Below are 25,995 nucleotides of genomic sequence, written 5' to 3'. Positions count from 1 at the left end.
AGCGCCACGGGGCGGAGCTCCGGCGCCGGCTCCTCGCTCTTGCCGTAAGCCATGACGTTCTGGGCCAGGCGCACCGCGCGATCGAGCGCGCGCTCCAGCCTCGGCAGGGCCTGGGCCACGCGGGGATCGCCGGAGCCCTGCAGCCGCTCGGCCACCACCTGGGCGGAGGTGAGCATGTTCCTGAGGTCGTGGTTGATCTTGGCCACCGCTTCGCCGAGCGCCGCCAGGCGCGAGCGGGACTGGAGGGCTGTGCGCAGGTCGTCCTGCATGCGCCCGAGCTCCGCCTCAGCCCGGCCCACCTCGTCGCGGCGGCCGGAGAGCTTCAGCCTCGCCGCTGGATCCTCCGGCGAGACGCGGAAGCGCTCCATGGACTCGGTGATGCGCTGCATGGGGCGCACCAGGAAGGCGTTCAGCGCCAGATAGACGATCAGCCCGGCGACGATAGAGATCAGCACCGAGGCGACCAGAAGCCGGGTCATGTAGGCGATCAGGTCGCGGCGCAGCGGCGCCTCGGGCACCACGATCTCCACGAACTCGCCGGTGCGGAACTGCGGCCTGGCCACCACGCGCAGCATGGACGGGCCGCCCGGGGCGATGATCTCGAAGGGGCCGAACAGCCAGCCGACGGGGTCGGGCTGTCGCAGGTCGATCAGGGTGGGGAAGCGCGCCATCCGCGGCGCCTGCAGCAGCAGCCGGCGCACGCCGCCGCTCTGCACCGACACCGACACGACGCCCGCACCCTCGAGCAGCTCGCCGGCCATGCGGTCGCTGACCACGCCGGCAGGGGCGGCCTCCACCGCCAGGGAGGCGAGCTCGGCGGCGCGCACCCGGCTGGTCAGCCAGGTGTCCTGGAAGGCGGCGAGCGAGGGGGCCAGCGTCAGCAGCTCGGCGCCGAGGACGAAGACGACGGTGAGCAGCAGCAGCCGGGCGGACAGGCCGCCCGGCCAGGACAGGCGGCGGGGCCATCTCGGCAAGGCCATCGCCCTTCGACGTCGCTCCCCAAACGGGGTCGCGCCCTGATCAGGGCGGCCCGCGTCCGGGTTACTGCAGCGGCCGTATTTCAGCAACGCAATTGGCGCAGGCGCAGTGGCGGATCACGGACTGTGCTCAGTCGGCGAGCGCGGCGCGCCGCACGGCCGCCTCCAGCACGCCGCGGGAGCGGCAGGTCTGACGCGCCAGCTCGCCGGAGATGAGCCGGGTGTCGACTTCCACGTACCGGGCGCCAGCCTCCAGCTGCACGCCGCCGGGCGCGGGGGTGAGGCGGACGGTCAGCTCGGTCGAGGCGATGTCAGGGCGGTGCAGGGCCACCAGCCCGCAGACGGCCTCCGCCGCCAGGGCCTGGGGCGCGCCCATCCGGGTGGCCGAGACCAGCAGGCCCGCGCCCTCCGGCCGTTGCTCCAGGGCGAACCCGGCCTGGTTCAGATAGGCCGAGACCCGCGCCGCCGCGGTGTCCAAGCCGACCGGGAGCACCGGGGCGGGCTCCACCGGTGCGGCCATGCGCGGGCGGAGCGCCGGGGTGGCGGAGGCCTGGGCGGGCGGCGGAGCGTCCGGGCGTACCAGCCGCAGCTCGCCGAGATGCGCCACGGGCGTGGAGGGCGGGCTGCTCATGCAGCCGCAAAGGGCTGCGCCGGCGATCAGGGCGGCCAGCGCGATGGACGCCCGAACGGGCCGCAGACAGGGGGCTTTGGTTGACACGCGCGCCCGCTTCTCCTATCCCCGCCCGCTCATTGTCGCCCGAACCTTTGGGCAGCCCACACCTTTGGAGCGGAGCCCGTCTCGTGAAGCGCACCTATCAGCCGAGCCGACTCGTGCGCAAGCGCCGTCACGGATACCGCGCCCGCATGGCCACCAAGAACGGCCAGAAGGTCATCCAACGCCGCCGCGCGCAGGGGCGGAAGAAGCTGAGCGCCTAAGCTCTCCGGTTCTCACTTTTAACTCCGCTCATCCCGGCGAATGCCGGGACCCAGATCAGGGGATAGAGCGGCGATGGCTATCTTCCCGTACTTTCGCGTCGAGCCTTATGATCCGGGTCCCGGCATTCGCCGGGATAAGCGGATGCAAGGGCGGTGAGATGACGGAAGACCTTACCCTTTCCGCTGACCGGGCCCTCAGTCCGGCCATCGTCCGCCTCAAAACCCGCGCCCAGTTCCTCGCCGCCGCCAAGGGCGCCTCGCTCGGCCGCGGCGCGGTGGTGGTGCAGATGCTCCACCGCCAGGACGGCGCACGCCACCTCGGTGAAGGCTTCACCGCCACCAAGAAGATCGGCAACGCCGTGGCCCGCAACCGCGCCAAGCGTCGCCTTCGCGAGGCAGCGCGTGCGCTGCTGCCTCTCCACGGCGTGCCCGGCCGCGACTACGTCTTCATCGCCCGCATGGGCGCAGGCGAGCGGCCGTGGGCGCGTTTGCTTGACGATGTCGGAACCGCGCTGATAGGCCTCGCCTCAGGCCGCGACGAACCCCGTCCGCCCCGACGGCCCAAGGGCGCGCCCCGCAGGCCCGCCAAGCAATCCGCCTCCCGCCTTCCTCCTGCCGAGCCAAGCGCCTCCGATGGATAAAGAGAACTCGCGCAACACGACGATCTTCATGGTCGCCATGTTCGCCCTGCTGATCGCCTACGAGGTCTTCTTCATGGGACCCCGCGAGAAGGCGCGCGAGGCGGCGCAGAAGGCCGCCGCCGTCCAGCAGCAGCAGGCGGCGCTCGCCGCACCGGGCGCGGCGACCTACATCGACCGAGACCAGGCGCTGCGCGGCTCGCCCCGGGTGGCGATCGACACCCCGGCGCTGCAGGGTTCGGTGGCGCTGAAGGGCGGCCGCCTCGACGACCTGTTCCTCAAGGATTATCGCACCACGATCTCCAAGACCTCGCCGCCCGTGGAGCTGTTCCGCCCCGAGGGCGCCAAGCAGGCCTACTTCGCCGACTTCGGCTGGACCGGCCCGGTCGCCACCCCGGGTCCGCTGACCCAGTGGACCCAGGCAGGGGCTGGCGCGCTCTCGCCGGGCCACCCGATCGCCCTCACCTACGACAACGGCGCCGGCCTGGCCTTTACCCGCACGATCTCGGTGGACGACAAGTACATGTTCACCGTGGCCGACCAGGTGGCCAACCATGCGGCCGCGCCGATCAAGCTTGCCCCCTACGCCACCGTCCAGCGCCAGGGCGAGCCGGAGCTGGCCAAGACCAACATCATCCACGAGGGCGCCATCGGCTCGCTCGCCGGCGAGCTGCGGATGATCACCTTCAAGGCCTGGAAGAAGCAGGGCGACACCGGCTTCGCCTCCACCGGCGGCTGGCTGGGCATCACCGACAAGTACTGGCTGGCGGCGCTCGCGCCCGACCAGCACACGCCGATCAAGGCCCAGTTCCGCGCGGACGAGGTGAACGGCGTCAACGTCTACGAGGCCGACGAGGTCGGGCCGGTCCAGACTCTGGCGCCCGGCGCCACGGCGGGCTCCACCGTGCACGTGTTCGCCGGGGCCAAGAGGGTGTCGGTGCTGGCGGGCTATGAGAGCGCGCTGGGCATCCCGCACTTCGACGACGCGGTGGACTGGGGGCACTTCTGGTTCTTCACCCGGCCGATCTTCTGGCTGCTGGAGACCATCCACGGCTATGTCGGCAACTTCGGCGTCTCCATCCTGCTGCTGACGCTGATCCTGCGGGGGGCCATGTTCCCGCTGGCCAACAAGTCCTATGAATCCATGTCCAAGATGAAGAAGCTTGCGCCTGAGATCGAGGCCATCAAGAAGAAGAACGAGAAGGAGCCGGCCAAGACCCAGCAGGAGACCATGCAGCTCTACCAGCGCGAGAAGATCAACCCGCTGATGGGCTGCCTGCCGCTGGTGGTGCAGATCCCGATCTTCTTCTCGCTCTACAAGGTACTCTACGTGACGCTGGAGATGCGTCACGCGCCCTTCTTTGGCTGGATACGCGACCTTTCGGCGCCGGACCCCGCCACCTTCGTCAACCTGTTCGGCCTGCTGCCGTTCAACCCGGCCGCGATCCCGCTGATCGGCGGGTTCCTGGACGGGCCGCTGCACATCGGCGTGTATCCGATCCTCTACGGCATCACCATGTGGCTCAGCCAGAACATGAGCCCGCAGGCGGTGACAGATCCGTCTCAGAAGATGCTGATGCAGTTCATGCCAATCATGTTCCTGTTCTTCTTCAGTCACACGCCGTCTGGGCTGGTGGTCTACTGGGTGGCGAGCAACGTCTTCACTGTGGCCCAGCAATACTTCATGATGCACAAGTACCGGGTCGCCAACCCGATCGACGACCTGATTGCTCGATTCGGCGGCGGCGGTAAGGCTGTGGCGATCAAGACCTGAGGTGGAGCCTGTCGCGCCCCTCCCAGCGGACGAGGTCTTCACGCCGGAGCTGATGGAGGCGGCGCGGGTCTCCTTCGCCCGCCCCGCCAGCTTCCTGCTCGGCTGCGCACACGTGGAGCAGCTGCCGCCGCCGGACCTGCCGGAGGTGGCCTTCGCCGGCCGATCCAACGTGGGCAAGTCCAGCCTGCTGAACGCGCTGACCGGCCAGCACGAACTGGCGCGAGTGTCCAACGCCCCCGGCCGCACGCGCGAGGTGAACCTGTTCCTGGTGGACGAGCGGCTGCGCCTGGCCGACCTGCCGGGCTACGGCTTCGCGCGGGTGTCGCGCTCGGAGGCGAAGAAGTTCCAGAACCTCGGCCGGGCCTATTTGCGCGCGCGGCCGAACTTGAAACGCGTCTACCTGCTGATCGACGCGCGCCATGGGCTGAAGGACGTGGACGGCGAGGCGCTGGATGCGCTGGACCTGTCGGCGGTCTCCTACCAGGTGGTGCTAACCAAGGCCGACAAGCTGAAGCCGGCGGAGGCGCAGGCCCGGGCTGAGGAGACGCTGAAGAAGATATCGCGGCGGCCGGCGGCCTTCCCGCGGGTGGCGGTGACCTCGTCGGCCAAGGGGGGCGGGATACCGGAACTGCGCGCCGAGGTGCTGCTGGCGGCGGGGCTGGGCGAGGGGTGACGCCTCTTCTCCCCCTTCGCAGCGGGGGAGGAGAAGATACGCGCTCGCCCTTAGTCGGCTTTGCGCTCCCCAATTTCACCCGCTTCCGCTAAACGCCCGCCCATGACCAGCGCCTTGCCTGACACGGACGAGAACGAGTCCGGCTGGGCCACCGCCCGAACCCTGGCCGAGGCGCTGCCCTACATCCAGGTCTACGACCGCTCGGTCGTGGTCGTGAAGTACGGCGGCCACGCCATGGGCGAAGAGGCGGTCGCCCGCAACTTCGCCGGCGATCTCGTGCTGATGAAGCTGGTCGGCGTGCATCCGGTCGTGGTCCACGGCGGCGGTCCGCAGATCAGCCGCATGCTGAAGAAGGCTGGGGTGGAATCGACCTTCATCGACGGCCTGCGGGTCACCGACGAGGCCACCATGGAGGTGGCTGAGATGGTCCTGTCCGGCTCCATCAACAAGGATCTCGTCCATTACGTGAACATGGCGGGCCATGAGGCGGACGTGCGCGGCGTCGGCCTCTCCGGCAAGGACGCCCGGCTGATCACCGTCGAAAAAGCCATCCGCCACCACCGCGACCCCTACAGCCATATCGAGCAGGCGGTCGATCTCGGCTTTGTCGGCGATCCCAAGACGGTGGATCCCAAGATCGTGGAGGCGCTGATCTACGGCGACCAGGACTATATCCCCGTCATCGCCCCCATCGGCGTGTCGGAGGCCGGCGACACCTACAACATCAACGCCGACGCGGCGGCCGGGGCCGTGGCCGGAGCGCTGAAGGCCAAGCGCATGCTGCTGCTCACTGACGTAAAGGGCGTGCTGGACAAGGACGGAGAGCTGATCCGCCAGATGAGCGTGTCGGAGGCCAAGGCCGCCATCTCCGACGGGACCGCCACCGGCGGCATGATCCCAAAACTGGAAACCGCCATCGTCGCGATCGAGGCTGGGGTGGAGGCTGTGGTCATCCTGGATGGCCGTAGATCCCACGCCATGCTGGTGGAACTGTTCAGCGAGCACGGCTCGGGCACCCTGGTGTGCGCGGGGTGAGCGGGATCGACCTCGATCCTGGCGTCGATCCGCGCCCCGACCTCAGCCACGTCGACACCTGGATATTCGACCTGGACAACACGCTCTATCCGTTCGGGGGCGCCGTGCAGGTCCAGATGGACGCACGCATGACCGCCTACATGATGCGCATCACCGGCCTGCCGGAAGCCGAGGCCCATGCCCTGCAGAAGCGCTACCTGCATGAGCACGGCACCACGCTGGCCGGGCTGATGGCCCATCACGGGATCGACCCCTACGGCTTCCTGGAAGAGGTGCACGACGTGTCGCTGGACAGCGTCTCGCCCGACCCGGCGCTGCACGCCGCACTCGCGCGGCTGCCCGGCCGCCGGCTGGTGTTCACCAACGCCGCCGCAAGCCACGCCGTGCGGGTGCTTGAGAAGCTGCAGATGGCCGAGTTGTTCGAGCACGTCTTCCACCTCGAAGCGGCCGAGCTCACGCCCAAGCCCCAGGCCCGCGCCTACGAGAGCCTGATCGGAGCGCATGGGGTGACGCCGCGCACGAGCGCCTTCTTCGAGGACACGGAGCGCAATCTGGAGCCCGCGGCCGGCTACGGCATGGTGACTGTGCTGGTGGGCCCGCACGCGGCCGCATCCACGGCGGCGTTCGTGGACTACAGGACCGATGATCTGGCGGCTTTCCTGCGATCAGCCGAGGTGCGGGACTGATGGCGGCCGGTCGGTGGATGACAGCCTCAAGCACCTGAAGTAGGCCTCGTCCTGGGGCGAAGGAAGACGCGGCGATCTCCAGATGACCGACCACATTCAGCTTGAAGCCGCCATCGACGCTGCGTGGGAGGCGCGCGACACGCTCGGCCCCGCTACCCGCGGCGAGGCGCGCGACGCTGTGGAGGCGACGCTCGAAGCCCTGGACGACGGCTCCCTGCGGGTGGCGGAAAAGCTCGGCGGCGCCTGGACCGTTCGCCAATGGGCCAAAAAGGCGGTGCTGCTGTCCTTCCGCCTTTCCGACAACACGCTGATGGGCCGCGCCGGGGCGCCCGGGCCCTGGTGGGACAAGGTCCCCAGCAAGTTCGCCGGCTGGGGCGAGGCGCAGTTCCGCGCCGCAGGCTTCCGCGCCGTCCCCGGCGCGATCGTCCGGCGCGGCGCCTTCATCGGGCGGAACGCGGTCCTGATGCCCTCCTTCGTCAACATCGGCGCCCATGTGGGCGAGGGCGCCATGGTGGACACCTGGGCCACCGTCGGCTCCTGCGCGCAGATCGGGCGGGGCGTGCACCTGTCCGGCGGCGTCGGCATCGGCGGGGTGCTGGAGCCACTGCAGGCCGGCCCCACCATCATCGAGGACGGCTGCTTCATCGGCGCCCGCTCCGAGGTCGCCGAGGGCGTGGTGGTGGAGGAGGGCGCGGTTCTCTCCATGGGCGTCTATCTGGGCGGCTCCACCAAGATCGTGGACCGGGCGACGGGCGAGGTGTTCCGCGGCCGGGTGCCGGCCTTTTCGGTGGTGGCGCCCGGAACACTGCCGACGGGTGGCGGCGCGGCGCTCTACTGCGCAGTGATCGTCAAGCGTGTGGACGCCCAGACCCGCTCCAAGACCAGCGTCAACGAGCTGCTGCGGGACTGAGCCGCTGGTTACGGCATGAGCCTAGGCGCAAGCGCCAGCACCGCCTCATCCTGAGCCTGTCGAAGGGACGAGGCGTCCAACGGGCGTGCCGCGGCCTCGTCCTTCGACAGGCTCAGGACGAGGCCGAGTGTAGCCGCGCCGGCTGACATCCTAGCGCTCGCGGTCGTCGCGCTTCGTCGCGTCCAGCTTGCGGCTGCGGATGTCCGCCTCGGCGGCGTCCAGCGCCTTCTGCAGCGGGGTGCGCCCGAACCGTGTGCGGTTCTCAGCAGCCCTGGCGGTCCTGGCCGCCTTCTCGCGCGCTTTCCGCGCCTGATTCAGATTGACCAGCTCGGCCATCAGGCGGCGTCCTTCTCCAGGGAGCGCAGGAAGGCCGGACGCGACATCAGCCGTGACTTGTAGGCCTCCACCGCCTCGGTCTTCGGCAGCAGCCGTCCGGCCCACTGGAAGGTGCTGCCGATCAGCACGTCCACCGTAGTGAACCGTTCGCCCAGCACGTAGGGCCCAGCCGAGAGCGTATCCTCCAGCCGCTTGATCATCAGCTCCGGATCGCCCCAGGCGGCGCTGAGCGGGCTGAAGCCGGTGGCGCCCACCGCCTTGACCATGAGCGCCGGCTCCACGACGCCGGCATAGTAGGCCAGCCAGCTCAGATAGGCGCCACGGCCCGCCTCGCCCACGCGCGGCCCCAGTCCCGCGGCTGGAAAGGCGTCGGAGAGATACAGGCAGATGGCGGCGGATTCGGTGACGATCTCACCGTCGTGCTGCAGCGCCGGCACCTTCTTCAGCGGGTGGATGGCGCGGTAGCTCTCCGGCAGGCCGCCTTCGGCCCGGATGTCGAGGTACTCGATCTCGTAGGGCGCCCCGATCTCCTCCAGCAGCCAGACCATGCGCGAGGAGCGGGTCTGGGGCGAGTGGTAGAGCTTCAGCATGGCGGTCCTCCCTCAATCTGCGGCGGTGCTTGCGCCTGCGGTGCTGGCGCCTGTCGTATTTGAGGCGGCCTTCTCAGCGACGTCCTGGGCGATCAGCTGGTGCAGCTTGCCGTCGAGGTCGGCCTGCTCGGCGCGGGTGTAGACGCTGTAGCGGATGTTGGTCTCGCCGGTCGCCGCGCTGATCCCCTGCGGCGTGACGTAGATGATGTGCCCTTCGTAGAGGCCCACGCCGCCGCCCTGGCGGTGCATGAGGCGAAAGCCCTCCAGGTGCATGGCGCAGGTCTCCAGGTTGTCGTCGTCTTCCGACAGCACGACCCGCTTCGCCGGCGCGCCGGTGGGGAGGCGATAGCAGGTGTCGCCGTCCGCCGCGGTGGCCGCGGCGAGGTTGTCATGGCAGCCGGCAAGGGGCGCCAGGAGGCCGAGCGCCAGAAGCAGGCCGAGCTTCAAGCCTGCACCTTGTCATTCCAAAGCATAGGTAGCGGATCGTCCTGCTCGCCCAGCAGTTCAGGGAGCGTCCACCGACGGGTTCGGTCTAGTGGATGAAAGTCTATGTCGTCATGGAACATCCAGCGTTCGGCCTCCTTGGCGCCACGCTCATGGAGGCGTTCGAGATCGAAGTGCAACTTTGCGCGGATCGAGGGAGTCAGTCTCTGTTCCAGCTGGGCACGGAAAGCGACGATCTCTTTGCGCCAATGCAGACGCGGATCATCGTACTTGGTGGTCCGCAGCTTATGAAGGTGCTCAATGATGCGGACGAGGAGGGACTCTGCGGCCCGAAGCTCCCGCTTCCCCATGTCCTCCACCTCCTCGGCCACCGTGTCCCAGTCGACCTGATTTGAGACGCCACGCGCACGCAGCGCCTCGGCCTGGGCCTGGGTCCAGAGATAGAAGTCCTGCTCGTAGAGGTCGTCGGCCATCACGTCCTTCCCTACCACGTCTCGGCTTCACCCCGGCGAGATCATCTTCTCCGGCCTCACCGCCTCGTCAAACTCCGCGTCCGTCACGTAGCCGCCGCCGACCGCTTCTTCCCGCAGGGTGGTGCCGTTCTTGTGGGCCGTCTTGGCGATCTTGGCGGCGTTGTCGTAGCCGATCTTGGGCGCCAGTGCGGTCACCAGCATCAGCGAGCGTTCCAGCGCCGCCTTGATGTTGTCGGTGCGCGCTTCGATCCCCACCACGCAGTTGTCCGCAAAGCTGATCGCCGCGTCGGCCAGCAGGCGCACCGACTGCAGGAAGGTGTAGGCCATCACCGGATTGAACACGTTGAGCTCGAAGTGGCCCGAGGCGCCGGCCATGGTCATGGTGGTCTCGTTGCCGAACACCCGGGTGCAGACCATGGTCAGGGCCTCGCACTGGGTGGGGTTCACCTTGCCCGGCATGATCGAGGAACCCGGCTCGTTCTCCGGCAGGGAGAGTTCGCCCAGGCCCGACCTCGGTCCCGAGCCTAAGAAGCGGATGTCGTTGGCGATCTTGAACAGGGCGGCGGCGGCCGAGTTGATCGCCCCGTGGCTGAACACCATGGCGTCGTGAGCGGCCAGGGCCTCGAACTTGTTGGGCGCAGTGACGAAGGGTAGGCGCGTGATCTCGGCGATGCGCTCGGCCACCGTCTCGGCGAAGCCGACGGGGGCGTTCAGCCCGGTGCCCACCGCCGTGCCGCCTTGGGCCAGCTCGTAGAGGCCCTCCAGCGTCAGCTTGATGCGGTGCTCGGCGGAGGAGACCTGGGCGGCGTAGCCCCCGAACTCCTGGCCGAGCGTCAGCGGGGTCGCGTCCTGGGTGTGGGTGCGGCCGATCTTGATGATGTCCTTGAACTCTTCGGACTTGGCCCTGAGCGCTGAGCGCAGGTGGGCCAGCGCCGGCAGCAGGTCGCGCGCGACGCCTTCGGCCGCCGCGATGTGCATGGCGGTGGGGTAGGTGTCGTTGGACGACTGGCTCATGTTGACGTGGTCGTTGGGGTGGACGGGTGTCTTGCTCCCCATCTCGCCGCCCAGCATCTCGATGGCGCGGTTGGAGATCACCTCGTTGGCGTTCATGTTGGACTGGGTGCCGGACCCGGTCTGCCAGACCGCCAGCGGGAAGTGGGCGTCGAGCTTGCCGTCGATCACCTCCTGAGCCGCAGCCACGAGGGTGGCGCCGAGCTGCGGATCGAGCTTGCCCAGCGCCATGTTGGCCTCAGCCGCAGCGCGCTTCACCACGCCCAGCGCCCGCACCACCGGGATGGGCTGCTTCTCCCACCCGATCTTGAAGTTACCGAGCGAGCGCTGCGACTGTGCGCCCCAATAGACGGCCGACGCCACCTCGACGGGGCCGAAGGTGTCGGTCTCGGTGCGCGTGGCGGCCATGGTTCGTCTCCCGTCGGTGGCGGCGGGGTTTAGCACGCAGGCCGAGGCGATCAACGCAGGGCCGCGGCGGCGGAACGCGAGCTTGGCCGCAGCCATTCCGCTGAGAAGGCGGAGTGCACCATGGTCGAGCCGATCACCCACCAGTACGTAGATGTCCAGGACGAGGCGCCCGATCCCGCCGTCCAGCTCCAGTCCACCCGCGAGGGCGTGGCCGTGGTGCTGCTGAACCGCCCCAAACGCGGCAACGCCATCGGCTCGGCCGAAGTCGCGGCGCTGACGGAGGCTTTCGTCACCCTGCAGGGCGCGGAGGGCGTGCGGGTGGTGTTCCTGCGGGGCGCCCAGGGCTGTTTCAGCATCGGCAGCGACCCGGCCCAGATGCGCGAGATGCTGGACATGCCCGAGGAGGATGCGAGGCTCCACTCGCTCCAGATCGGTCAGATGCTGCACGCGCTCCACGCTATCCCGGCCCTGACCGTGGCCCTGGTGGACGGACCGGCGGTGGGCGTCGGCGCGGGCCTGGTCGCCGCCTGCGACACGGGAGCGGCCACGCGAGCGTCCCTGTTCGCCTTCGCCGACGCGCGCCTCGGCCTCAGCCCCGGCGCGCTGACGCCCTTCCTGGTGGAGGCGGTAGGCGCGCGCCAGGCCCGGCGGCTGTTCGCCTGGGGCCACAGCTTCGACGCCGCCGAGGCTTGCCGCATCGGCTTGGTGGACGAGCTGGTGGAGGATGCGCAGGCGCTCGACGCTGTGCAGGACCGGCTGGCCACCGAGGCCCTGGCCAGCGCGCCCTCGGCGGTGGAGGCCGCCAAGCGCTTGGTGGCCCACGTGACGGGCCGCCCGCTGGAACGCTCCGTGCTGGAGGACACCGCGCGCCGCTACGCCCAGCAATCGTCCACCGACGACGCCCGCGAAGGCATCGCCGCCTTCCTGGAGGAGCGCAACCCCCGCTGGTTCACCTGAGCGTTCTCCGCTCCTACAACACAGCTAACTCAGATCGCACCTCCTCCGTGCATCCCGGCGAATGCCGGGACCCAGATCAAAGCGCGCCTCTTTTCCAGGCCCCCCTGACTTTCTCCCGCTGAGCCCTATGATCTGGGTCCCGGCATTCGCCGGGATGAGCGGAAGTATCAGGCCATCGTAGGCTTGGCTCGGATGGGTCGGTTCGAGCGGCGCACACAGGGGGCGATATGGACAGGGTGCTCGAACTGGCCGCCGTGGACGCCGCCGCCTCGGAGGCGGCTCATGACGGCGCCGCACACCCAGCCCACACCCACACCACCTGCCTGAACTGCGACGCCCAGCTGCATGGCCGCTACTGCCACGCCTGCGGCCAGAGCAGCGACGACCACCACCGCTCCATCCTGCACCTGCTTTGGGAAGCGGTGGAGGGCTTCACCCACCTGGACGGCCGGCTGGCCAGGACGGTGCCGGCCCTGCTGTTCCGCCCCGGCCAGCTCGCCCGCGATCATATCGAGGGGCGCCGCCAGCGCCACGTGCCTCCTTTCCGCCTGTTCCTGGTCACCCTGCTGGTGTTCATGTTCACCGCCGAGTTCGCCATCAATCATGGCGGCCAAACCACCAAGACCGTCCAAGACATCAAGGTGCGAAGCAGCTTCCAGGTCGGAGACCAGAAGGTGGAGGTCGTGCGCGCCCAGGACGCCAAGGCCATCGTCGATCACGACGCTCCGCACGACGGCCTGGGCCGATGGCTGCGTGACCATATCCGCCGCGCCGCCAATAACCGCGAATACTACCTGATGCTGGTGTTCGAGTGGGCGCACCGGCTGGCGGTGCTGACCCTGCCGATCCTGGCCGGCCTGCTGACCCTCTGCTATGTCTACAAGCGGCAGTTCTACGTCTACGACCACCTGGTCGTGGCGATGCAGTACCTGTCCTTCTGCTTCCTGGTGTGGGCGCCGGTCTGGCTGTTCCCGAAGGCCATCTCGGACTGGCTGTTCCTGATCGCGCTGGCCTGGACGCCGTTCAACCTCTACCAGATCCTGCGCTCCGCCTACGGCTCGCGCCGCATCGGTGCGGCGGCGAAAGCGCTGGTGCTCTGGTCCTCCACGGTGGTGGTGTTCGGCGCGATGCTCACGGGCCTGCTCGCCTACGCGCTGAACCAGATGTGAGCGGTTCCGCCACGCTTTGATGCGGGGCGCCGGCGGACTATCTGGACGCGGTGGCGCTGCATATGATCAAGCTGGTCGTGGGGACCGACACGGTCGAGGACCTGCTGGCCTGGCGCCGCTCCACCCGTGAGGCCGGCGAGCGGGAGTGGAAGGTCCGCACCCGCCAGACCCCCAAGCGCGCCGAGGAGCTGGCCGAGGGCGGCTCCATCTACCGCGTGTTCAAGGGCGCCATCCTCTGCCGCCAGCCGATCCTGCGCATCGACACGGTGGGCGAGGGCAAGGCCAGCCGCTGCGAGATCGTGGTGGCCGAAGCCATCGTCCGCGTCGCCCCCACCGCGCGGCGCCCCTTCCAGGGCTGGCGCTACCTGCAGGGGAACGAGGCGCCGGCGGACTTGGAGGCGGGCGGGGGGCTGGAGGCGGTGCCGAGCGACCTGGCGCTGAAGCTTCGGGAGATCGGGGCGTGGTGAGCGGCTGCGGGTTGAGGAGAGCCAACAGACGGGAGCGCTGGCGTCGCACTTGCGCTAGACAGATCATGGCTGCGTCAACGTCAACCGCTGCCGCGCGTTGAAGGCACGGGCCGGGAAAGACCATGGCGAACGTCGCGCAGATGAGCTTCGAGGACCGACTCGGCGCCGTACTCGAGCGGACGGCGGGGAAGGTCGGCCCGGAGATGGCCGTTCAGTTGCGGGCGCTGATCGAACCGAAGTCGCTCGCCATCATGGCCGGCGTTCTGGTCGCCTGGGTCGTCAGCCATGGCTTCGCCATCGGCGAGATCATCGACTTCATCGTGGCCGCGGTCGGCGTCGTCTCGCTCGGGCTGGCCATCTTCAGCGGCATCGACGAACTCTTCGAGTTCGCGCGCGGCGCCTACTACGCCAAGGCGGATGGCGATCTCGACGCGGCCGCCGACCACCTCGCCAAGGCGATCGCCATCCTCGGCATCCAGGCCGTGCTCGCCGTCCTGTTCCGCGGCCGGCCGGCGACCCGGCGCGCTAATGCTGGCCCCCCTCCGCCGCGAACGCCGGGCTTCCGCTACCGCCCAACGACAACGGGGACGACCGCCATCGGCGCTGGCGGCGGGGTGACGAGCTGGTGGGGAGACATCGAGGTCTCGACCCTTGGCAGCGCGACGGACCGGGCGTTGGTGCTTTACCACGAGCAGGTCCACCAATTCCTCGTGCCCAAGCTCTACGTCCTGCGTAACTTTAGGGTCGAGATGCGGACAGGCAGCTATGCGGGCTCTTCGCTCTTTCGTTATCTTGAGGAGACGCTGGCGGAAACCGTCGCCCAGGTCCGCGTGAACGGCTGGCAGAAGCTGTTCTCGTCCGTGCGGTTCCCTACCCGCAACGGCTACGTCTACTGGCGGCGCGCAGGCTCCGATCCAAACCTTGCCAGCTGGGGCGGCCGCGGAGTGCTCCCGGAAGGCGCGGGCCTGATCGCCACGGGTTTCATGCTCGGGGTCGCGATGGAGCTCTGGTACAAGGCAGGCGCGGTCCCGCCGCAGCCTGCACCCGGCAAGTCCGAGCCGCCGCCAGCGGCTTCGCCAATGCCTGCGGGAGCCGGACGTTGAGTGGGGGTAAGGGCCGCAGCCTCCTTGGCTGGCTGCTTGGCGCCGCCGAACCGCCGCCGCCCACCCGCCTTACCGCCGATCAGGTGGTTGCGCTGGCGGCCGCCTCGCCAGGGGTGCGCGATCTTGGTCGCGCTCTGCCGATCGCAACGCCGTACAGGAACGGTGACCGCACCGTGTGGCGGGTGACCAGCGGCGGCGTCGGGGCTCAGTGGTGGGTTGAGGTGGAAGACACGACCGGGCAGGTTGGCGAGGTTCGCCATGCGCCGGGGCGCTAGGTCTGCAGGTTGCCGGTCAGCAGCGTTGACCTCCGCCCCGGCCCTGTAGGACTTTGCACGCGCGCTACGCGGTTTGCGCTCACGATTCGGAACCCCCGCCATGTCGCAAGCGACGCCGCAGACCACCATCCCCGCCCACGTCATCGTGCTTGGCAACGAGAAGGGCGGGGCGGGGAAGTCCACCGTGGCCATGCACCTGGTCTGCGCCCTGCTGCACGGCGGGGCGAAGGTGGCGGCTTTCGACCTCGATCTGCGCCAGCAGTCGGTGGCGCGCTTCTTCTCCACCCGCAGGGCCTGGAGCGCGGCCAACGGCGTGGTGCTGCCCCACCCCCTCGTGCCGAGCCTGTCCGACGACGATGCGGCCCTGTCTCGGCGCGACCCGCAGGAGGCGGTGGACCGCTTCGACGAGGCGTTCGGGCGTGCCCGCCAGGAGGCCGAGTTCGTGGTCATCGACACGCCGGGCTCCGACACGCTGCTGATGCGCGCCGCCCACGGCCGCGCCGACCGCATTGTCACGCCGATCAACGACAGCTTCGTGGACTTCGACATGCTGGGCCACCTGGACCCGGTGACCCTGGAGCTGGCCAAACCCAGCCTCTATTCCGAGACGGTGTGGGAGGCGCGCAAGACCCGCCTGACCACCGAGCGGCGCACCATCGACTGGCTGGTGCTGAGGAACCGCCTGGCCACCACCGAGAGCCGCAACAGGAAGCGCCTGGACGAGCGGGTGCAGGCGCTGAGCAAGCGGGTGGGCTTCCGGGTCGGTCCGGGCCTGCGCGACCGGGTGATCTATCGCGAGCTGTTCCCCTTCGGCCTGACCATCGCCGACCTGTCGGCGACCGTGCGCCCGGTGGCGGTCTCGCTCAGCCACGTGGCGGCGCGCCAGGAGCTGCGGGCGATCATGCAGGCGCTGGGGCTGGAGGTGGAGCCCACGCCGGTGGCGGCGCCCGCCTTCGGCCGCACGGTCACCGTGGATGTGGACAGCCGCGAGGACGAGGCGGCGTGAGGCTGACGCGGACGCCAACCCTCGCCTCATCCTGAGCCTGTCGGAGGGAGGGGGCGACGCAGGGCTGTGGAGCGGCCCCGGCCTTCGACAAGCTCAGGATGAGGCCGTAGGAACGGTCGGCGGGTCTGACATGCCCTTTTCGCTCAACAGGTCTCCTTGATCGGGCTGGTCATCCTCTTCGTCCTTGTGGTGGTGCTGGTCGGCGGCCAGCGGCTCGGCGCCGGGCTGCGAGGCGTGGCGGCCGTCTGGCGGCCGACGACGGGACTGCTGTCGGTCGTCGTGATGATGGCCGCCGCCGTGCTGGCGATCCGGGAGGACTGGTGGATCGCGCTGCTGCTGTTCGCGCTGGCCGGCGCGCTCGCCTTGGCCGCCCGCAAGCGCAAGGCGCTCCAGCCAGCGGTGGGTGGCATGAGCCCGGCTGAGGCTCGCGCCATCCTCGGCGTGCCGGAGGGCGCGGGCAGGGAGGCGGTCGACGCCGCCTACCGCCGCCTGATCCGCTTCGCCCATCCCGACCAGGGCGGCACCGTAGGGCTGGCCGCCCAGCTCAACGCGGCCCGTGCGGCGCTGCGCGGCGGCTAAGCTACTCGCCGAACACCCGGGCGAACACCGTATCAACGTGCTTGTAGTGGTAGGCGTTGTCGAACAGCACGCCCAGCTCCTCGGGCGAGAGCGCCCCGCTGACCTCCGGGTCGGCGTTGAGGAAGTCCAGGAAGCGCCCCTCGCCGCGCCAGACCTTCATGGCGTTGCGCTGCACGGCGGCGTAGGCGCCCTCGCGGGACAGGTGCTTCTGGGTCAGCGCCAGCAGGACGCGCTGGGAGTGGACCAGCCCACCCAGGTGGTCGAGGTTGCGCTGCATGTTCTTCGGATAGATCAGTAGCCGCTCCATCACGCCCGCCAGCCGGCGGAGCGCGAAATCCAGGTGGACGGTGGCGTCCGGGCCTATGCCTCGCTCCACCGAGGAGTGGCTGATGTCGCGCTCGTGCCAGAGCGCCACGTCCTCCAGCGCAGGCGTCACCGCCGAGCGGACCAGCCGCGCCAGGCCGGTGAGGTTCTCGGTCAGCACGGGATTGCGCTTGTGCGGCATGGCCGAGGAGCCCTTCTGGCCGGGATCGAAGGCCTCCTCCGCCTCCAGCACCTCGGTGCGCTGAAGGTGCCTGATCTCCACCGCCAGCCGCTCCACCGAGGAGGCCACGACCCCCAGGGTCGCAAAGAAGGCGGCGTGGCGGTCGCGGGGGATCACCTGGGTGGAGACCGGTTCCACCTCCAATCCCATCTTGGCGGCGACATAGGCCTCCACCCGGGGATCGACATTGGCGAAGGTGCCCACCGCGCCCGAGATGGCGCAGGTGGCGATCTCGGCCCGGGCCTCCACCAGGCGGCGCCGCGCGCGCACGAACTCGGCGTAGTGGCCGGCGAGCTTCAGGCCAAAGGTGGTGGGCTCCGCATGGATGCCGTGGCTGCGACCCAGCGTGGGGGTGAGCTTGTGCTCTATCGCCCGCCGCTTCAACGCCGCAAGCACCAGGTCCACGTCCTCGATCAGCAGGTCGGCGGAACGGGCGAGCTGGACCGACAGGCAGGTGTCGAGCACGTCCGAAGACGTCATGCCCTGGTGCAGGAAGCGCGCCTCCTCGCCGACGATCTCGGCCATGTGGGTCAGGAAGGCGATGACGTCGTGCTTGGTGGTGCGCTCGATCTCGTCGATACGCTCGGCGTCGAACTTGGCGTCGCGGCCCTTGGCCCAGATCGCTTCGGCGGCCGCCTGTGGAATGGTCCCGAGCTCGGCCATGGCTGAGGCGGCATGCGCCTCAATCTCGAACCAGATGCGGTAGCGGGTCTCTGGCGACCAGATGTCGGCGGCGACGGGGCGGGAGTAGCGTGGAATCATGGACGCAGGCGATGAGGGACCGGGCGGCGGCCTGTCAAGCCGACGCGTGGACGGCAGGCCGCCTGCCCCCCGCCCACGCGCCTTCGAGCTGTAAGGTCAGAGCACTCCCAGCATCTCCGCCACCAGGGGGTGGCGCACGATGTCCACGTCCTCCAGCCGCACGACCGCCACGTCCGCCAGCCGCTCCAGCCGCTCCGCCGCCTGGGCGAGGCCGGAGATGCCCGGCAGCAGGTCCGACTGGGCCGGGTCGCCGGTGATCACCATGGTGGAGTTCCAGCCGAGCCGGGTCAGCAGCATCTTCAGTTGGCCGTAGGTGCAGTTCTGAGCCTCGTCGATGACCACGAAGGCGTTGTTCAGGGTGCGGCCACGCATGAAGCCGATGGGCGCGATCTCGATCAGCCCCTCAGCCATCAGCCCCTTGACCCGCTTCATCGACAGCCGGTCGGACAGGGCGTCGTAGAGCGGGCGGAGGTAGGGGGCGAGCTTGTCCTCCATGTCGCCGGGCAGGAAGCCGAGCGACTCGCCGGCCTCCACCGCGGGGCGCGAGAGCACGATGCGGCCGACGCTGCCGGCTTCCAGCGCCTCCACGGCCTTGGCGATGGCCAGATAGGTCTTGCCGGTGCCGGCGGGGCCGAGCGCCATCACCAGGCTCTTGGCGTCCACGGCGTCAAGCAGGCGCGCCTGGCCCGTGGACTTGGGCCGGAGCGTCTTCACATAGCTCTGGTCGCGCGGTCCCTCCTGCGGTGGCCCGAGCGGCGACCAGGTGCGCTCCACCGGCAGGCGGCGTATCTTGTCGTCATCCCCGAAACGGCCTCCGGACTGGCCACCGAACTGAGTCGAGTCGAACTCGCCTTCACGCACCAGACGCTTCAGGGCACGCTTGGTCATGGGGTCCTCCGTGGGAGCTGGAGACAACAAAAAAGGACGCGGCCCAGGGGCGGCGTCCTTGACGGGGGAGGCGGGGAGAGGGGCGGAGGCGACAGGCTCGCCCCCAGCCGCAGCTGGGAGAGATCGAGGCGACCTCCGGTACGATGCGCTCACGCCCACCTCATGAAGGCGATCCGCGACATGGCGAATCGCTGCACTCGACAATGCTAGCAGGTGGTTTCGGAGGGGTTAAGCAGGCGGCTCCGCCCAGATGTCGCAGAGTGAAAAGCTTATATGACGTGCCTGTTGTCCAAGTGTCGCGAGGCCTGGGCAGTAGACTGGAACACTTGTCGCTTCGTGGCCTCTCACGTGGCGCCTGTCGTGCTCCACAGCCGGCGCAGTTCCCGATCGCGCGCGGGCTCAAGGTTGAACCAGGCGACCTGCTCCAGTGGCGCTTCGACCACCAGCAGGGTGTCGGCGTCGCTCAGGCGACGTGAGAGCAGGTTTCGCAGCGTCGCCGCATTGGTGCGCGCCTGCACCAGCCACAGTCCAGGCCGGATGGTCACCCCCGGGCCGGCCGCGCCCAGGATGGCCAGGAAGTTCGGCGCGCTGGCGGCCGAGAGCTGCGCCCAGACCAGCACCGGCCGGGCCGGCCCGGCATCGGCCAGCACCGCCGGGGCCGGTTCGATGGCCTGCTGCAAGGGGGCGGCCTGGGCGAGGTTGGCCGCGCCGCCTTGCGCGGAGCGGGTGAGCGGAGCGGGCGCTGAGGGCGCAGGCTGCGGCGACAGCTCGAACAACGACTTGAACTCAGCATTGGCGCCGGCGGGCTGGAAGGGGCCGGCGGCCCAGGGCGACACAGGTGTCGTGGCGCTTACCCGCCGCTCGGCCACGAAGCCTGCGATGCGCGCTTCAGGATAAGGTCCCCACACGCCCCCGGCCGCCTTGACGTACCACATGTGCGAGGACGGCGCGGGCACGGTGACTCCCTCGAGCGAATCGGGCCTAGCTTGCCCCGAAACGCGGGGGCGCGACACCAGCTTGAGAGAGGCGTGCATGTCCGGGCTGGGACCTACCCTGACGACTGGGCGCCTGGTCCTGCGGCCACCGGCTGCGGTTGATTTCGACGGGTGGGCCGGCCTGATGGCGGATGAGGGGAGCGCGCGCTTCATCGGCGGCGCGCAGCCTGCGGCGCTGGCCTGGCGGAACATGGCGGCGGTGACCGGCGCATGGACGCTTCGCGGCTTCGGCATGTTCAGCGTGGTCGAGCGGGAGGGCGGGCGATGGATCGGGCGCGTCGGCCCCTGGTTCCCCCATGGCTGGCCGGGCCAGGAAGTCGGCTGGGCGCTGATCCGGGACGCCTGGGGGCGCGGCTATGCGCGGGAGGCGGCCACCGCCTGTCTCGACTGGGTGTTCGATGAGCTCCACTGGGCCAAGGTGATCCATTGCATCGACCCCGCGAACGCGGCTTCCATCATCCTGGCTAGGCGGCTTGGCTCGAGTTTTCGCGGCCAGGCGATCCTGCCGCCGCCCATCGACGCCACGGTGGACATCTGGGGTCAGTCCGCCGTCGACTGGCGGGCGCGTCGGCGCTAGGGGCCTGCTCGACAGGTGGTGCGTGCTGCGAGGCGCTAGGCGCCGACGGACAGCACAGGGTCCCGGGTTCTGGCAGGAACGGCTCTGAACGCGCTGGCGCCGTGCGGCGGCGGCCGGCTGGATCGGGCCAAGACCCTTTCCCCGCGCCGGGGGCCCGCTATGTTCGTGCAGGCGGGTCGGTACAGCCCGCGCGCGGAGGCTTTCATGGCGGTCACGGCGGACCAGGTGCTGGACCTCATCGCCAAGGAGGTGCCGACCGACCGCGACCGGCTCGATCCCGCGGCGAGCCTGGACGAGCTCGACATCGCGTCGCTCGACATGATCAGCGTCACCTTCGCCCTTGAGGACCAGTTCGGCGTGGTGGTGGAGCAGGCTGACTTCGCCCACGCCAAGACGCTGCAGGACTTCGTCGACGTGGTGCTGACCAAGGCCAATCCCGCTTGAACCTCGTCCGCGTGGCGCCTGCCCATGGGTGAGGCGCGCAGGGTCGTCGTCACCGGGATGGGCTGCGTCTCCGGCCTGGGACAGGGCGTGGAGGCGACCTGGGCGCGGCTGGCCCGGGGCGAGGGCGCGATCGCGCCCTTCTCGCGGAGCTATGGCGAGCATCCGGGCCTGAGCTTCCAGGGCCCGGCGGCGGCGGCGCCCCTGCTGGACCTGTCGGCGCTGGAGGCGCGGCTCGGCGGGCGCGCCCTCGCCAACCTCGATCCCCTGTCCGTGTTCGCCGCCACCGCCGCCCATGAGGCGCTGGACCGGGCCGGGCTGCTCGGCCACGCCAGCCTGGATACCCGCACCGCCATCCTGTTCGGGGCCGGCAGCGGCGGCAACGCCACCTTCGAGGACGGCTTCTCGCGCATCTACGACCGCAAGCTGGGCTCGGTGCACCCGCTGACCATTCCCAAGTCGATGCTCGGCGCTCCGGCGGCCCAGCTGTCCATGCTGTTCGGCGTTCGGGGGCTGACCTTCAGCCTGTCCAGCGCCTGCGCCTCCTCCGCCCATGCGATCGGGGAGGGCATGCACATGATCCGGGCCGGGCGCTGCGACGTGGCGCTGGTGGGGGGCGGCGAGGCCTGCCTCACGCTGGGCTCCTGGCTCGGCTGGGCGGCGCTGCGGACCCTGGCTCCAGATACCTGCCGGCCGTTCTCGACGGGGCGAAAGGGGCTGGTGCTCGGGGAGGGCGCGGCCATGCTGGTGCTGGAGTCCGAGGCGCATGCGCAAGCCCGCGGCGCGCCGGTGCTGGCGGAGATGGCGGGGCTCGGCGCGGCGTCGGACGCCCACCACCTGACCGCGCCGCATGTGGACGGCGCCTCGGCCGCCATCCGCGCCGCACACCTGGACGCCGGCCTGGCGCTGGAGGCGCCGGCCCTGGTGTCCAGCCACGGCACCGGCACCATCCTGAACGACAGGACCGAGGCGCAGGCCATGCGCGCGGTCTACGGCGAGGCGATGGCTGGCAAGACGGTGATCGCCACCAAGTCCGCCCACGGCCACCTGATCGGCGGCGGCGGGGCGCTCGAGTTCATCATCGGCATCTCGGCCCTGCAGCACAGGCTGGCTCCACCGGTGCTGAACCGGCTGGGGCCAGACCCCGAGTGCGACCTTCCGCTGGCCCTGGAGCCAACGCCGCTGGACTGCGAGGCGCTGGTGTCCAACTCCTTCGCCTTCGGGGGCCTGAACGCCGTGCTCGTCGCGCGCCTGCCGGGCTAGTCCTCCGACGCGTTCGCCGTCGTGTTCCAGCGCGGCGTCTCCCCGCCTGCGGCCTCAGGCGACCTGCTCCTCCAGCGCGACGTTTCGCCGGGGCCAGAGCGTGGAGAGCCGGCGGCGCACCGGCTGGTCGTAGAGCTTGTCCGCGAGCGCCGCTGCAACCACGATGGCGGCCAGGAAGGCGACCGCGGTCACAGCCGTCGGCCCAGCCGGCCCATGCAGCCGCGTCAGCGCCACGCCGGTCAGGGCGCCCAGCGGCTGGTGCAGGACGTAGACCGCGTAGGACACCAGCCCAAGGAAGCGGAACGCCGCCCCGCCTATCGGGCCCGGCTCCCGCCGGATGGCGACGGCCACGATGGCGGGAAAGAGCCCGATCACCGCGCCGAGCTCGAACAGCCGCCTCATCGCCTCGGCTGGATGGATCGCCAGGCAGAAGCCGAGCGCCGCCAGCGACGCCCAGGCCGCAAGCGCACCAACCCGCCGCGGCGGCGGGTTCCTGTGCATCGCCACCCCCAGGAAGAAGGAGAAGGCGAGGCGCGCGGCCAGCAGGGGGAAACGATCCACGCTCCAGCCCCCGTCCAGCGTGCCGTAGACGGCTTCCGAGGCCACCAGCCCCAGCGCGCCCGTTCCCACGACGACCCAGAGCGCCGGGCGGCTCAGCCGCCGGACCAGGGCGGCGTAGACGAGGTTCACCAGCAGCTCCGGCGCCAGCGTCCAGGTGGGCCCATTCAGCGTCGAGCTGCCCATGGGCAGGGGTGGGATGGCCGGCAGCATGAGCAGGCCGATCACCACCGCCTCGATCAGGAACATGACGTCCAGAGCGCCTCCGGTCGCCACCCGCGCCGCCAGACCCAGCCCGATTCCAAGCGCGTAGAGCGGATAGAGCCGGATCAGCCGGGTCTTCATGAAGCCAGCCAGCGATCGGCCGGCGAGTAGGCGCTGCTCATAGGCCAGCGCCACCACGAAGCCGCTCAGCAGGAAGAACAGGTCCACCGCCAGGAAGCTCTCGGGGCACAGCTCGCCAGGCACCACGTCTCCGGCGTGGCGTGTCACCACGATCAGCGCCGCAACCCCGCGCAGCCCGTCCAGGGTGCGGTAGGCGCCATTAGGCTCGGCATCGCTCATCGTCGCTCAATGGCTCAGCTTGCGCCCGCTGTCTGGCCCCGCCACCGCTCACGCCGACGGCTCCGGGCCGCGCTGTTGCCGAATTGTCACACGACCCCTTGTCCCCGGCTTGGAGCAGGCTAAATCTGCCAGGCGCGGTAGTCTCCGCGCGATCGTCTTCGAGGTGGTAGTCCAGGTGGCGCAGGATCCCTATACCGAGCTTGGCGTGGCGCGCACAGCGAGCCCCGAGGACGTGCGTAAGGCCTTTCACAAGTTGGCCAAGACTCACCATCCCGACCGCAACCCGGACAACAAGAGCGCTGAGGAGCGGTTCAAGCGCATCAGCGCGGCCTTCGACATCGTCGGCGACCCGGAGAAGCGGGCCAAGTACGATCGCGGCGAGATCGACGCGGACGGGCGCGAGGCCCCGCCGCAGGGCTATCGACCGGGTCCCGGCGGCGGCGGCGCGACCGCGGGCTTCGAGGGAGTGGACCTAGACGATATCCTGGGCGGCATGTTCTCCAACCGCGGCCGGACCGGCGGCCGGGGCTTCGCCATGCGCGGCTCCGACGTGCAGGCCCGGATGGAGGTGGACCTGGAGGAGACCATCACCGGGGCGACGCGGCGCATCACCTTCGGCGACGGGCGTATGCTGGACGTGACCATCCCCAAGGGGGCGACGGACGGCCAGGTCTTGCGGCTGCGGGGCCAGGGCTATCCGGGACGAGGCGGCGGTCCGCCGGGCGACGCGCTTGTGGAGCTGGCGGTGCGACCGCACCCGCTGTTCCGGCTGGAGGGCGCGGATCTGCACATGGACCTCCCGGTCTCCATCCCCGATGCGGTGCTCGGCGCCAAGGTCGAGGCGCCGACACCCGACGGGCCGGTACAGCTCACCGTGCCCCGCCACGCCAACGCCGGCTCGCAGCTGCGGCTGAAGGGACGCGGCGCCTTCGATCCGGTCACCGGCCGGCGGGGCAACCTGATCGCCCACATGGTGCTGACCTTGCCGGACCAGGCGGACGCGGAGCTGGAGCGCTTCGCCGAAGCCTGGCGGAAGGACCGGCCCTACGCGGCCACCCGTCGCTGAGGTCGCGCGCTTGCACCCGGCTGTTTTGCGCCGGACAACAGGATGGCGGAAACGTCCGCTAAGCTCCACCGTTCAGCGCGCATTCAGTCCGCGGAGCCCAAGGACACGGCCATGATCTCGCGAAGTGTCGCGATCCTGCTGGCCATCCTGGGCCTCCTCCTGTCGGCCTTCGCCGCAGATGCGCAGCCGCGTGGCGACGGCGGATGGCGCGGCGGAGGTGCGCCGGCCTTTGCGCGCGGCGGGGGCTTTGGCGGTGGTCGCTTCGGGGGTGGCCCAGCTGGCGCCGCCCGCGGCTTCGGCGGTCCTCCCGGCTATGGGCGCGGATACTCGCCGTCCGCAGGCGGCGGATACGGCGGCTTTGGCGGCTATCCCGGCGATGGAGGGCGGGGTTTTCCGCCCCCGGCCGTCGGCTATGGCGGTCCGCCCCGCACTTTCGGCGGGCCTGGCCGCGGCTTCGGCGGCGGCTGGGGCGCCGAGCAGAACGAGGCGCGCAGGGCGGTGCGCGAAGGCCGCCAGATCCCGCTGGGCCAGGCCATAGAGGCCGTGCGCCGCCGCTCGCCCGGCCACGAACTGGACGCAGGCCTTGAGGCCGGCCCGAATGGACGCCCGGTTTACCGCCTACGTTGGGCGGGGCAGAACGGGCGGCGTCAGGACTATGTTGTGGACGCCGGCACGGGCGCCGTGCTGGGCGTCCAGGGCGGCCCCTAAGGCTTCGAGGAACAGAGACCATGCGCGTGCTCCTGGTCGAGGACGACCCCGACCTCTCCCGCCAGCTCAAGGGCTCGCTGGCCGACGCAGGCTACGCGGTGGACTACGCCCCCGACGGCGAGGAGGCGCAGTTCCTGGGCGAGACCGAGCCCTATGACGCCGTCGTGCTCGACCTCGGCCTGCCCAAGACCGACGGGGTGACGGTGCTGGAGCGCTGGAGAAAGGCCGGCATGGCCTCGCCCGTGCTGATCCTTACCGCCCGAGGCGCGTGGAGCGAGAAGGTGGCGGGCTTCGACGCCGGCGCCGACGACTACCTCACCAAACCTTTCCACACCGAGGAGCTGCTGGCGCGATTGCGGGCGCTGGTCCGCCGCGCGGCCGGCCATGCACAGCCGGCGCTCGCCTGCGGCGCGCTGCGGCTCGACCCCAAGGCGGCGCGGGCCAGCGTGGACGGGGAGCCGTTGCGGCTCACTTCGTTGGAGTACCGGCTGCTGCACTACCTGATGCTGCACCAGGGCCGGGTGATCAGCCGCACCGAACTGGTGGAGCACCTCTACGACCAGGACTTCGACCGCGACAGCAACACCATCGAGGTGTTCGTCGGACGGCTCCGCAAGAAGATCGGGCCTGACCGGATCGAAACGGTGAGGGGACTGGGCTACCGCATCCTGCCGCTGAAGGGGGAGGCCGGGTAGCGACTAAAGCGCCTGATCTCATCTCCCCCTGCGAAGCGGGGGGAGTAGACCAGGCGACGCCCGGTGAGGGGGCTCGTTGGCCGCTGCGGTGGATGCCGCGGCGCCCGGGGAGCCCCTCCAATACGCTGCGCGTGGTCCCCCTCCCCCGCTACGCAGGGGAGGACGTTGCAGTTTTCGGCGACAGCCTGCCCTCCAAGGGTAGGGTAGGTTACGCCCGCGCCGCCGCTCCCACATCACGCGCCGACACCGCCGCCGGCTTCTCCAGCACCTTGCGGTATGTCGCCAGCGCCTGACCCACAACCTGGTCCATGTTGTAGTAGCGATAGGTGGCCAGGCGGCCGACGAAGGCGACGTCGGGGCGGGACGACGTCAGGGCCTCGTACTTCTTGTAGAGGGCCTGGGCCTCGGCATTGGGGATCGGGTAGTAGGGGTCGCCTTCGGCGCTCGGGTACTCGTAGGTGATCGAGGTCTTGGGGTGCTTCTGGCC

32 protein-coding genes are annotated in these 25,995 nt (G+C 70.0%); 20 read left to right on the top strand and 12 right to left on the bottom strand.

The features are described from left to right. Positions 1 to 974: histidine kinase dimerization/phospho-acceptor domain-containing protein (locus HUV06_RS04965; RefSeq protein WP_305793634.1), on the bottom strand; the 974-nt coding region annotated here is incomplete at its 3' end. Between the two features lie 133 nt (positions 975 to 1,107). After that, positions 1,108 to 1,695, bottom strand: coding sequence for a hypothetical protein (locus HUV06_RS04960; protein WP_174300167.1), 588 nt, complete (start codon positions 1,693 to 1,695; stop codon positions 1,108 to 1,110). Positions 1,696 to 1,778: 83 nt separating this feature from the next. Here HUV06_RS04960 and rpmH point away from each other — a divergent pair, with 83 nt between their 5' ends. From rpmH to dapD, 7 genes are all read left to right on the top strand, one after another. Then, positions 1,779 to 1,913: a 50S ribosomal protein L34 gene (gene rpmH, locus HUV06_RS04955; RefSeq protein WP_174300166.1), complete on the top strand. Its 135-nt coding sequence runs from the start codon at positions 1,779 to 1,781 to the stop codon at positions 1,911 to 1,913. Between the two features lie 158 nt (positions 1,914 to 2,071). Continuing rightward, positions 2,072 to 2,554: a ribonuclease P protein component gene (gene rnpA, locus HUV06_RS04950; protein WP_174300165.1), complete on the top strand. Its 483-nt coding sequence runs from the start codon at positions 2,072 to 2,074 to the stop codon at positions 2,552 to 2,554. Then, positions 2,547 to 4,325: a membrane protein insertase YidC gene (gene yidC, locus HUV06_RS04945; RefSeq protein ID WP_174300164.1), complete on the top strand. Its 1,779-nt coding sequence runs from the start codon at positions 2,547 to 2,549 to the stop codon at positions 4,323 to 4,325. The genes rnpA and yidC overlap by 8 nt, the downstream gene beginning before the upstream one ends. Before the next feature lie 52 nt (positions 4,326 to 4,377). Further along, positions 4,378 to 4,998, top strand: coding sequence for a ribosome biogenesis GTP-binding protein YihA/YsxC (yihA, locus tag HUV06_RS04940; protein ID WP_174300170.1), 621 nt, complete (start codon positions 4,378 to 4,380; stop codon positions 4,996 to 4,998). A gap of 102 nt (positions 4,999 to 5,100) precedes the next feature. Continuing rightward, positions 5,101 to 6,033 (top strand): acetylglutamate kinase, encoded by a 933-nt coding sequence (gene argB, locus HUV06_RS04935; RefSeq protein ID WP_371810991.1) that lies wholly within the window; start codon positions 5,101 to 5,103, stop codon positions 6,031 to 6,033. Further along, the gene (locus HUV06_RS04930) at positions 6,030 to 6,719 is read left to right on the top strand and encodes a pyrimidine 5'-nucleotidase (protein ID WP_254600881.1); all 690 of its coding nucleotides are present in this window, start codon (positions 6,030 to 6,032) and stop codon (positions 6,717 to 6,719) included. Before argB ends, HUV06_RS04930 begins: the two co-directional genes overlap by 4 nt. An 82-nt stretch (positions 6,720 to 6,801) precedes the next feature. Continuing rightward, positions 6,802 to 7,629: a 2,3,4,5-tetrahydropyridine-2,6-dicarboxylate N-succinyltransferase gene (gene dapD, locus HUV06_RS04925; RefSeq protein ID WP_174300162.1), complete on the top strand. Its 828-nt coding sequence runs from the start codon at positions 6,802 to 6,804 to the stop codon at positions 7,627 to 7,629. Between the two features lie 150 nt (positions 7,630 to 7,779). On the opposite strand, the gene HUV06_RS04920 is transcribed toward dapD, so the two are convergent. From HUV06_RS04920 to fumC, 5 genes are read right to left on the bottom strand one after another with little or no spacing between them, the layout of a single operon-like run. Then, positions 7,780 to 7,965, bottom strand: coding sequence for a DUF4169 family protein (locus tag HUV06_RS04920; RefSeq protein ID WP_174300161.1), 186 nt, complete (start codon positions 7,963 to 7,965; stop codon positions 7,780 to 7,782). Then, the gene (locus tag HUV06_RS04915) at positions 7,965 to 8,555 is read right to left on the bottom strand and encodes a glutathione S-transferase family protein (protein ID WP_174300160.1); all 591 of its coding nucleotides are present in this window, start codon (positions 8,553 to 8,555) and stop codon (positions 7,965 to 7,967) included. The genes HUV06_RS04920 and HUV06_RS04915 overlap by 1 nt, the downstream gene beginning before the upstream one ends. A 12-nt stretch (positions 8,556 to 8,567) precedes the next feature. Then, a complete protein-coding gene (locus HUV06_RS04910; protein ID WP_174300159.1) occupies positions 8,568 to 9,002 on the bottom strand; it encodes a hypothetical protein in 435 nt (144 codons plus the stop codon). Continuing rightward, a complete protein-coding gene (locus HUV06_RS04905; RefSeq protein WP_174300158.1) occupies positions 8,999 to 9,472 on the bottom strand; it encodes a DUF29 domain-containing protein in 474 nt (157 codons plus the stop codon). The genes HUV06_RS04910 and HUV06_RS04905 overlap by 4 nt, the downstream gene beginning before the upstream one ends. A 27-nt stretch (positions 9,473 to 9,499) precedes the next feature. Then, positions 9,500 to 10,891, bottom strand: a complete 1,392-nt coding sequence (gene fumC / locus HUV06_RS04900; protein WP_174300157.1) for a class II fumarate hydratase — start codon at positions 10,889 to 10,891, stop codon at positions 9,500 to 9,502. 120 nt (positions 10,892 to 11,011) lie between these two features. Here fumC and HUV06_RS04895 point away from each other — a divergent pair, with 120 nt between their 5' ends. From HUV06_RS04895 to HUV06_RS04865, 7 genes are all read left to right on the top strand, one after another. After that, positions 11,012 to 11,848, top strand: a complete 837-nt coding sequence (locus HUV06_RS04895; protein WP_174300156.1) for an enoyl-CoA hydratase-related protein — start codon at positions 11,012 to 11,014, stop codon at positions 11,846 to 11,848. A gap of 227 nt (positions 11,849 to 12,075) precedes the next feature. Continuing rightward, positions 12,076 to 13,017, top strand: coding sequence for a DUF3667 domain-containing protein (locus HUV06_RS04890; protein ID WP_174300155.1), 942 nt, complete (start codon positions 12,076 to 12,078; stop codon positions 13,015 to 13,017). A gap of 50 nt (positions 13,018 to 13,067) precedes the next feature. Then, entirely contained in the window at positions 13,068 to 13,484 is a 417-nt protein-coding gene (locus tag HUV06_RS04885) for a DUF1489 family protein (protein ID WP_174300154.1), read from the top strand. Between the two features lie 122 nt (positions 13,485 to 13,606). Next, positions 13,607 to 14,587: a hypothetical protein gene (locus tag HUV06_RS04880; protein WP_174300153.1), complete on the top strand. Its 981-nt coding sequence runs from the start codon at positions 13,607 to 13,609 to the stop codon at positions 14,585 to 14,587. Beyond that, positions 14,584 to 14,862, top strand: coding sequence for a hypothetical protein (locus tag HUV06_RS04875; RefSeq protein ID WP_174300152.1), 279 nt, complete (start codon positions 14,584 to 14,586; stop codon positions 14,860 to 14,862). Before HUV06_RS04880 ends, HUV06_RS04875 begins: the two co-directional genes overlap by 4 nt. Positions 14,863 to 14,962: 100 nt before the next feature. Continuing rightward, a complete protein-coding gene (locus tag HUV06_RS04870; RefSeq protein WP_174300151.1) occupies positions 14,963 to 15,868 on the top strand; it encodes a division plane positioning ATPase MipZ in 906 nt (301 codons plus the stop codon). 156 nt (positions 15,869 to 16,024) lie between these two features. Next, positions 16,025 to 16,447: a J domain-containing protein gene (locus HUV06_RS04865; protein WP_174300150.1), complete on the top strand. Its 423-nt coding sequence runs from the start codon at positions 16,025 to 16,027 to the stop codon at positions 16,445 to 16,447. A gap of 1 nt (position 16,448) precedes the next feature. On the opposite strand, the gene purB is transcribed toward HUV06_RS04865, so the two are convergent. From purB to HUV06_RS04850, 3 genes are all read right to left on the bottom strand, one after another. Further along, the gene (gene purB, locus HUV06_RS04860; protein ID WP_174300149.1) at positions 16,449 to 17,753 is read right to left on the bottom strand and encodes an adenylosuccinate lyase; all 1,305 of its coding nucleotides are present in this window, start codon (positions 17,751 to 17,753) and stop codon (positions 16,449 to 16,451) included. A 96-nt stretch (positions 17,754 to 17,849) separates the two neighbouring features. Next, positions 17,850 to 18,641 carry a PhoH family protein gene (locus tag HUV06_RS04855; RefSeq protein ID WP_174300148.1) on the bottom strand — a complete coding sequence of 264 codons (792 nt, stop codon included), beginning with the start codon at positions 18,639 to 18,641 and terminating at the stop codon, positions 17,850 to 17,852. A 344-nt stretch (positions 18,642 to 18,985) separates the two neighbouring features. Then, positions 18,986 to 19,597: a hypothetical protein gene (locus tag HUV06_RS04850; protein WP_174300147.1), complete on the bottom strand. Its 612-nt coding sequence runs from the start codon at positions 19,595 to 19,597 to the stop codon at positions 18,986 to 18,988. A 76-nt stretch (positions 19,598 to 19,673) separates the two neighbouring features. Here HUV06_RS04850 and HUV06_RS04845 point away from each other — a divergent pair, with 76 nt between their 5' ends. The 3 genes from HUV06_RS04845 (at position 19,674) to HUV06_RS04835 (ending at position 21,917) form a co-directional block, all read left to right on the top strand. Further along, positions 19,674 to 20,213, top strand: a complete 540-nt coding sequence (locus HUV06_RS04845; protein ID WP_174300146.1) for a GNAT family N-acetyltransferase — start codon at positions 19,674 to 19,676, stop codon at positions 20,211 to 20,213. A gap of 204 nt (positions 20,214 to 20,417) precedes the next feature. Next, the gene (locus HUV06_RS04840) at positions 20,418 to 20,657 is read left to right on the top strand and encodes an acyl carrier protein (RefSeq protein WP_174300145.1); all 240 of its coding nucleotides are present in this window, start codon (positions 20,418 to 20,420) and stop codon (positions 20,655 to 20,657) included. A gap of 24 nt (positions 20,658 to 20,681) precedes the next feature. Next, positions 20,682 to 21,917, top strand: a complete 1,236-nt coding sequence (locus HUV06_RS04835) for a beta-ketoacyl synthase (protein WP_174300144.1) — start codon at positions 20,682 to 20,684, stop codon at positions 21,915 to 21,917. A 54-nt stretch (positions 21,918 to 21,971) separates the two neighbouring features. Here the strand turns inward: HUV06_RS04835 and HUV06_RS04830 are convergent, their stop codons facing one another. Next, positions 21,972 to 23,039 (bottom strand): acyltransferase, encoded by a 1,068-nt coding sequence (locus tag HUV06_RS04830; protein ID WP_174300143.1) that lies wholly within the window; start codon positions 23,037 to 23,039, stop codon positions 21,972 to 21,974. Positions 23,040 to 23,214: 175 nt separating this feature from the next. Between HUV06_RS04830 and HUV06_RS04825 the strand changes: the two genes are divergently transcribed. From HUV06_RS04825 to HUV06_RS04815, 3 genes are all read left to right on the top strand, one after another. Further along, positions 23,215 to 24,105 (top strand): DnaJ C-terminal domain-containing protein, encoded by an 891-nt coding sequence (locus HUV06_RS04825; protein WP_174300142.1) that lies wholly within the window; start codon positions 23,215 to 23,217, stop codon positions 24,103 to 24,105. A gap of 111 nt (positions 24,106 to 24,216) precedes the next feature. After that, positions 24,217 to 24,813, top strand: a complete 597-nt coding sequence (locus tag HUV06_RS16195; protein ID WP_254600880.1) for a PepSY domain-containing protein — start codon at positions 24,217 to 24,219, stop codon at positions 24,811 to 24,813. 20 nt (positions 24,814 to 24,833) lie between these two features. Beyond that, complete coding sequence (locus tag HUV06_RS04815; protein WP_174300141.1) at positions 24,834 to 25,508, top strand: response regulator transcription factor; 675 nt, start codon at positions 24,834 to 24,836, stop codon at positions 25,506 to 25,508. Positions 25,509 to 25,716: 208 nt separating this feature from the next. Here the strand turns inward: HUV06_RS04815 and HUV06_RS04810 are convergent. Further along, the coding region (locus tag HUV06_RS04810) for a UDP-galactopyranose mutase (protein ID WP_305793633.1) at positions 25,717 to 25,995 on the bottom strand (279 nt) is incomplete at its 5' end.

It is taken from the genome of Caulobacter sp. S45 (assembly GCF_903642205.1).
Taxonomy (GTDB): domain Bacteria; phylum Pseudomonadota; class Alphaproteobacteria; order Caulobacterales; family Caulobacteraceae; genus CAHJWH01.
Note: the sequence above shows the minus strand (reverse complement) of the source record. Positions and strands in the feature narration are given on the sequence as shown.

Coding starts and splice junctions, on each gene's coding strand:
- rnpA (WP_174300165.1), top strand. CDS start 2,072: ATGACGGAAGACCTTACCCTTTCCGCTGACCGGGCCCTCAGTCCGGCC.
- yidC (WP_174300164.1), top strand. CDS start 2,547: ATGGATAAAGAGAACTCGCGCAACACGACGATCTTCATGGTCGCCATG.
- yihA (WP_174300170.1), top strand. CDS start 4,378: ATGGAGGCGGCGCGGGTCTCCTTCGCCCGCCCCGCCAGCTTCCTGCTC.
- argB (WP_371810991.1), top strand. CDS start 5,101: ATGACCAGCGCCTTGCCTGACACGGACGAGAACGAGTCCGGCTGGGCC.
- dapD (WP_174300162.1), top strand. CDS start 6,802: ATGACCGACCACATTCAGCTTGAAGCCGCCATCGACGCTGCGTGGGAG.
- HUV06_RS04920 (WP_174300161.1), bottom strand. CDS start 7,965: ATGGCCGAGCTGGTCAATCTGAATCAGGCGCGGAAAGCGCGCGAGAAG.
- HUV06_RS04915 (WP_174300160.1), bottom strand. CDS start 8,555: ATGCTGAAGCTCTACCACTCGCCCCAGACCCGCTCCTCGCGCATGGTC.
- HUV06_RS04905 (WP_174300158.1), bottom strand. CDS start 9,472: ATGGCCGACGACCTCTACGAGCAGGACTTCTATCTCTGGACCCAGGCC.
- fumC (WP_174300157.1), bottom strand. CDS start 10,891: ATGGCCGCCACGCGCACCGAGACCGACACCTTCGGCCCCGTCGAGGTG.
- HUV06_RS04895 (WP_174300156.1), top strand. CDS start 11,012: ATGGTCGAGCCGATCACCCACCAGTACGTAGATGTCCAGGACGAGGCG.
- HUV06_RS04890 (WP_174300155.1), top strand. CDS start 12,076: ATGGACAGGGTGCTCGAACTGGCCGCCGTGGACGCCGCCGCCTCGGAG.
- HUV06_RS04880 (WP_174300153.1), top strand. CDS start 13,607: ATGGCGAACGTCGCGCAGATGAGCTTCGAGGACCGACTCGGCGCCGTA.
- HUV06_RS04870 (WP_174300151.1), top strand. CDS start 14,963: ATGTCGCAAGCGACGCCGCAGACCACCATCCCCGCCCACGTCATCGTG.
- purB (WP_174300149.1), bottom strand. CDS start 17,753: ATGATTCCACGCTACTCCCGCCCCGTCGCCGCCGACATCTGGTCGCCA.
- HUV06_RS04855 (WP_174300148.1), bottom strand. CDS start 18,641: ATGACCAAGCGTGCCCTGAAGCGTCTGGTGCGTGAAGGCGAGTTCGAC.
- HUV06_RS04845 (WP_174300146.1), top strand. CDS start 19,674: ATGTCCGGGCTGGGACCTACCCTGACGACTGGGCGCCTGGTCCTGCGG.
- HUV06_RS04840 (WP_174300145.1), top strand. CDS start 20,418: ATGGCGGTCACGGCGGACCAGGTGCTGGACCTCATCGCCAAGGAGGTG.
- HUV06_RS04835 (WP_174300144.1), top strand. CDS start 20,682: ATGGGTGAGGCGCGCAGGGTCGTCGTCACCGGGATGGGCTGCGTCTCC.
- HUV06_RS04830 (WP_174300143.1), bottom strand. CDS start 23,039: ATGAGCGATGCCGAGCCTAATGGCGCCTACCGCACCCTGGACGGGCTG.
- HUV06_RS16195 (WP_254600880.1), top strand. CDS start 24,217: ATGATCTCGCGAAGTGTCGCGATCCTGCTGGCCATCCTGGGCCTCCTC.
- HUV06_RS04815 (WP_174300141.1), top strand. CDS start 24,834: ATGCGCGTGCTCCTGGTCGAGGACGACCCCGACCTCTCCCGCCAGCTC.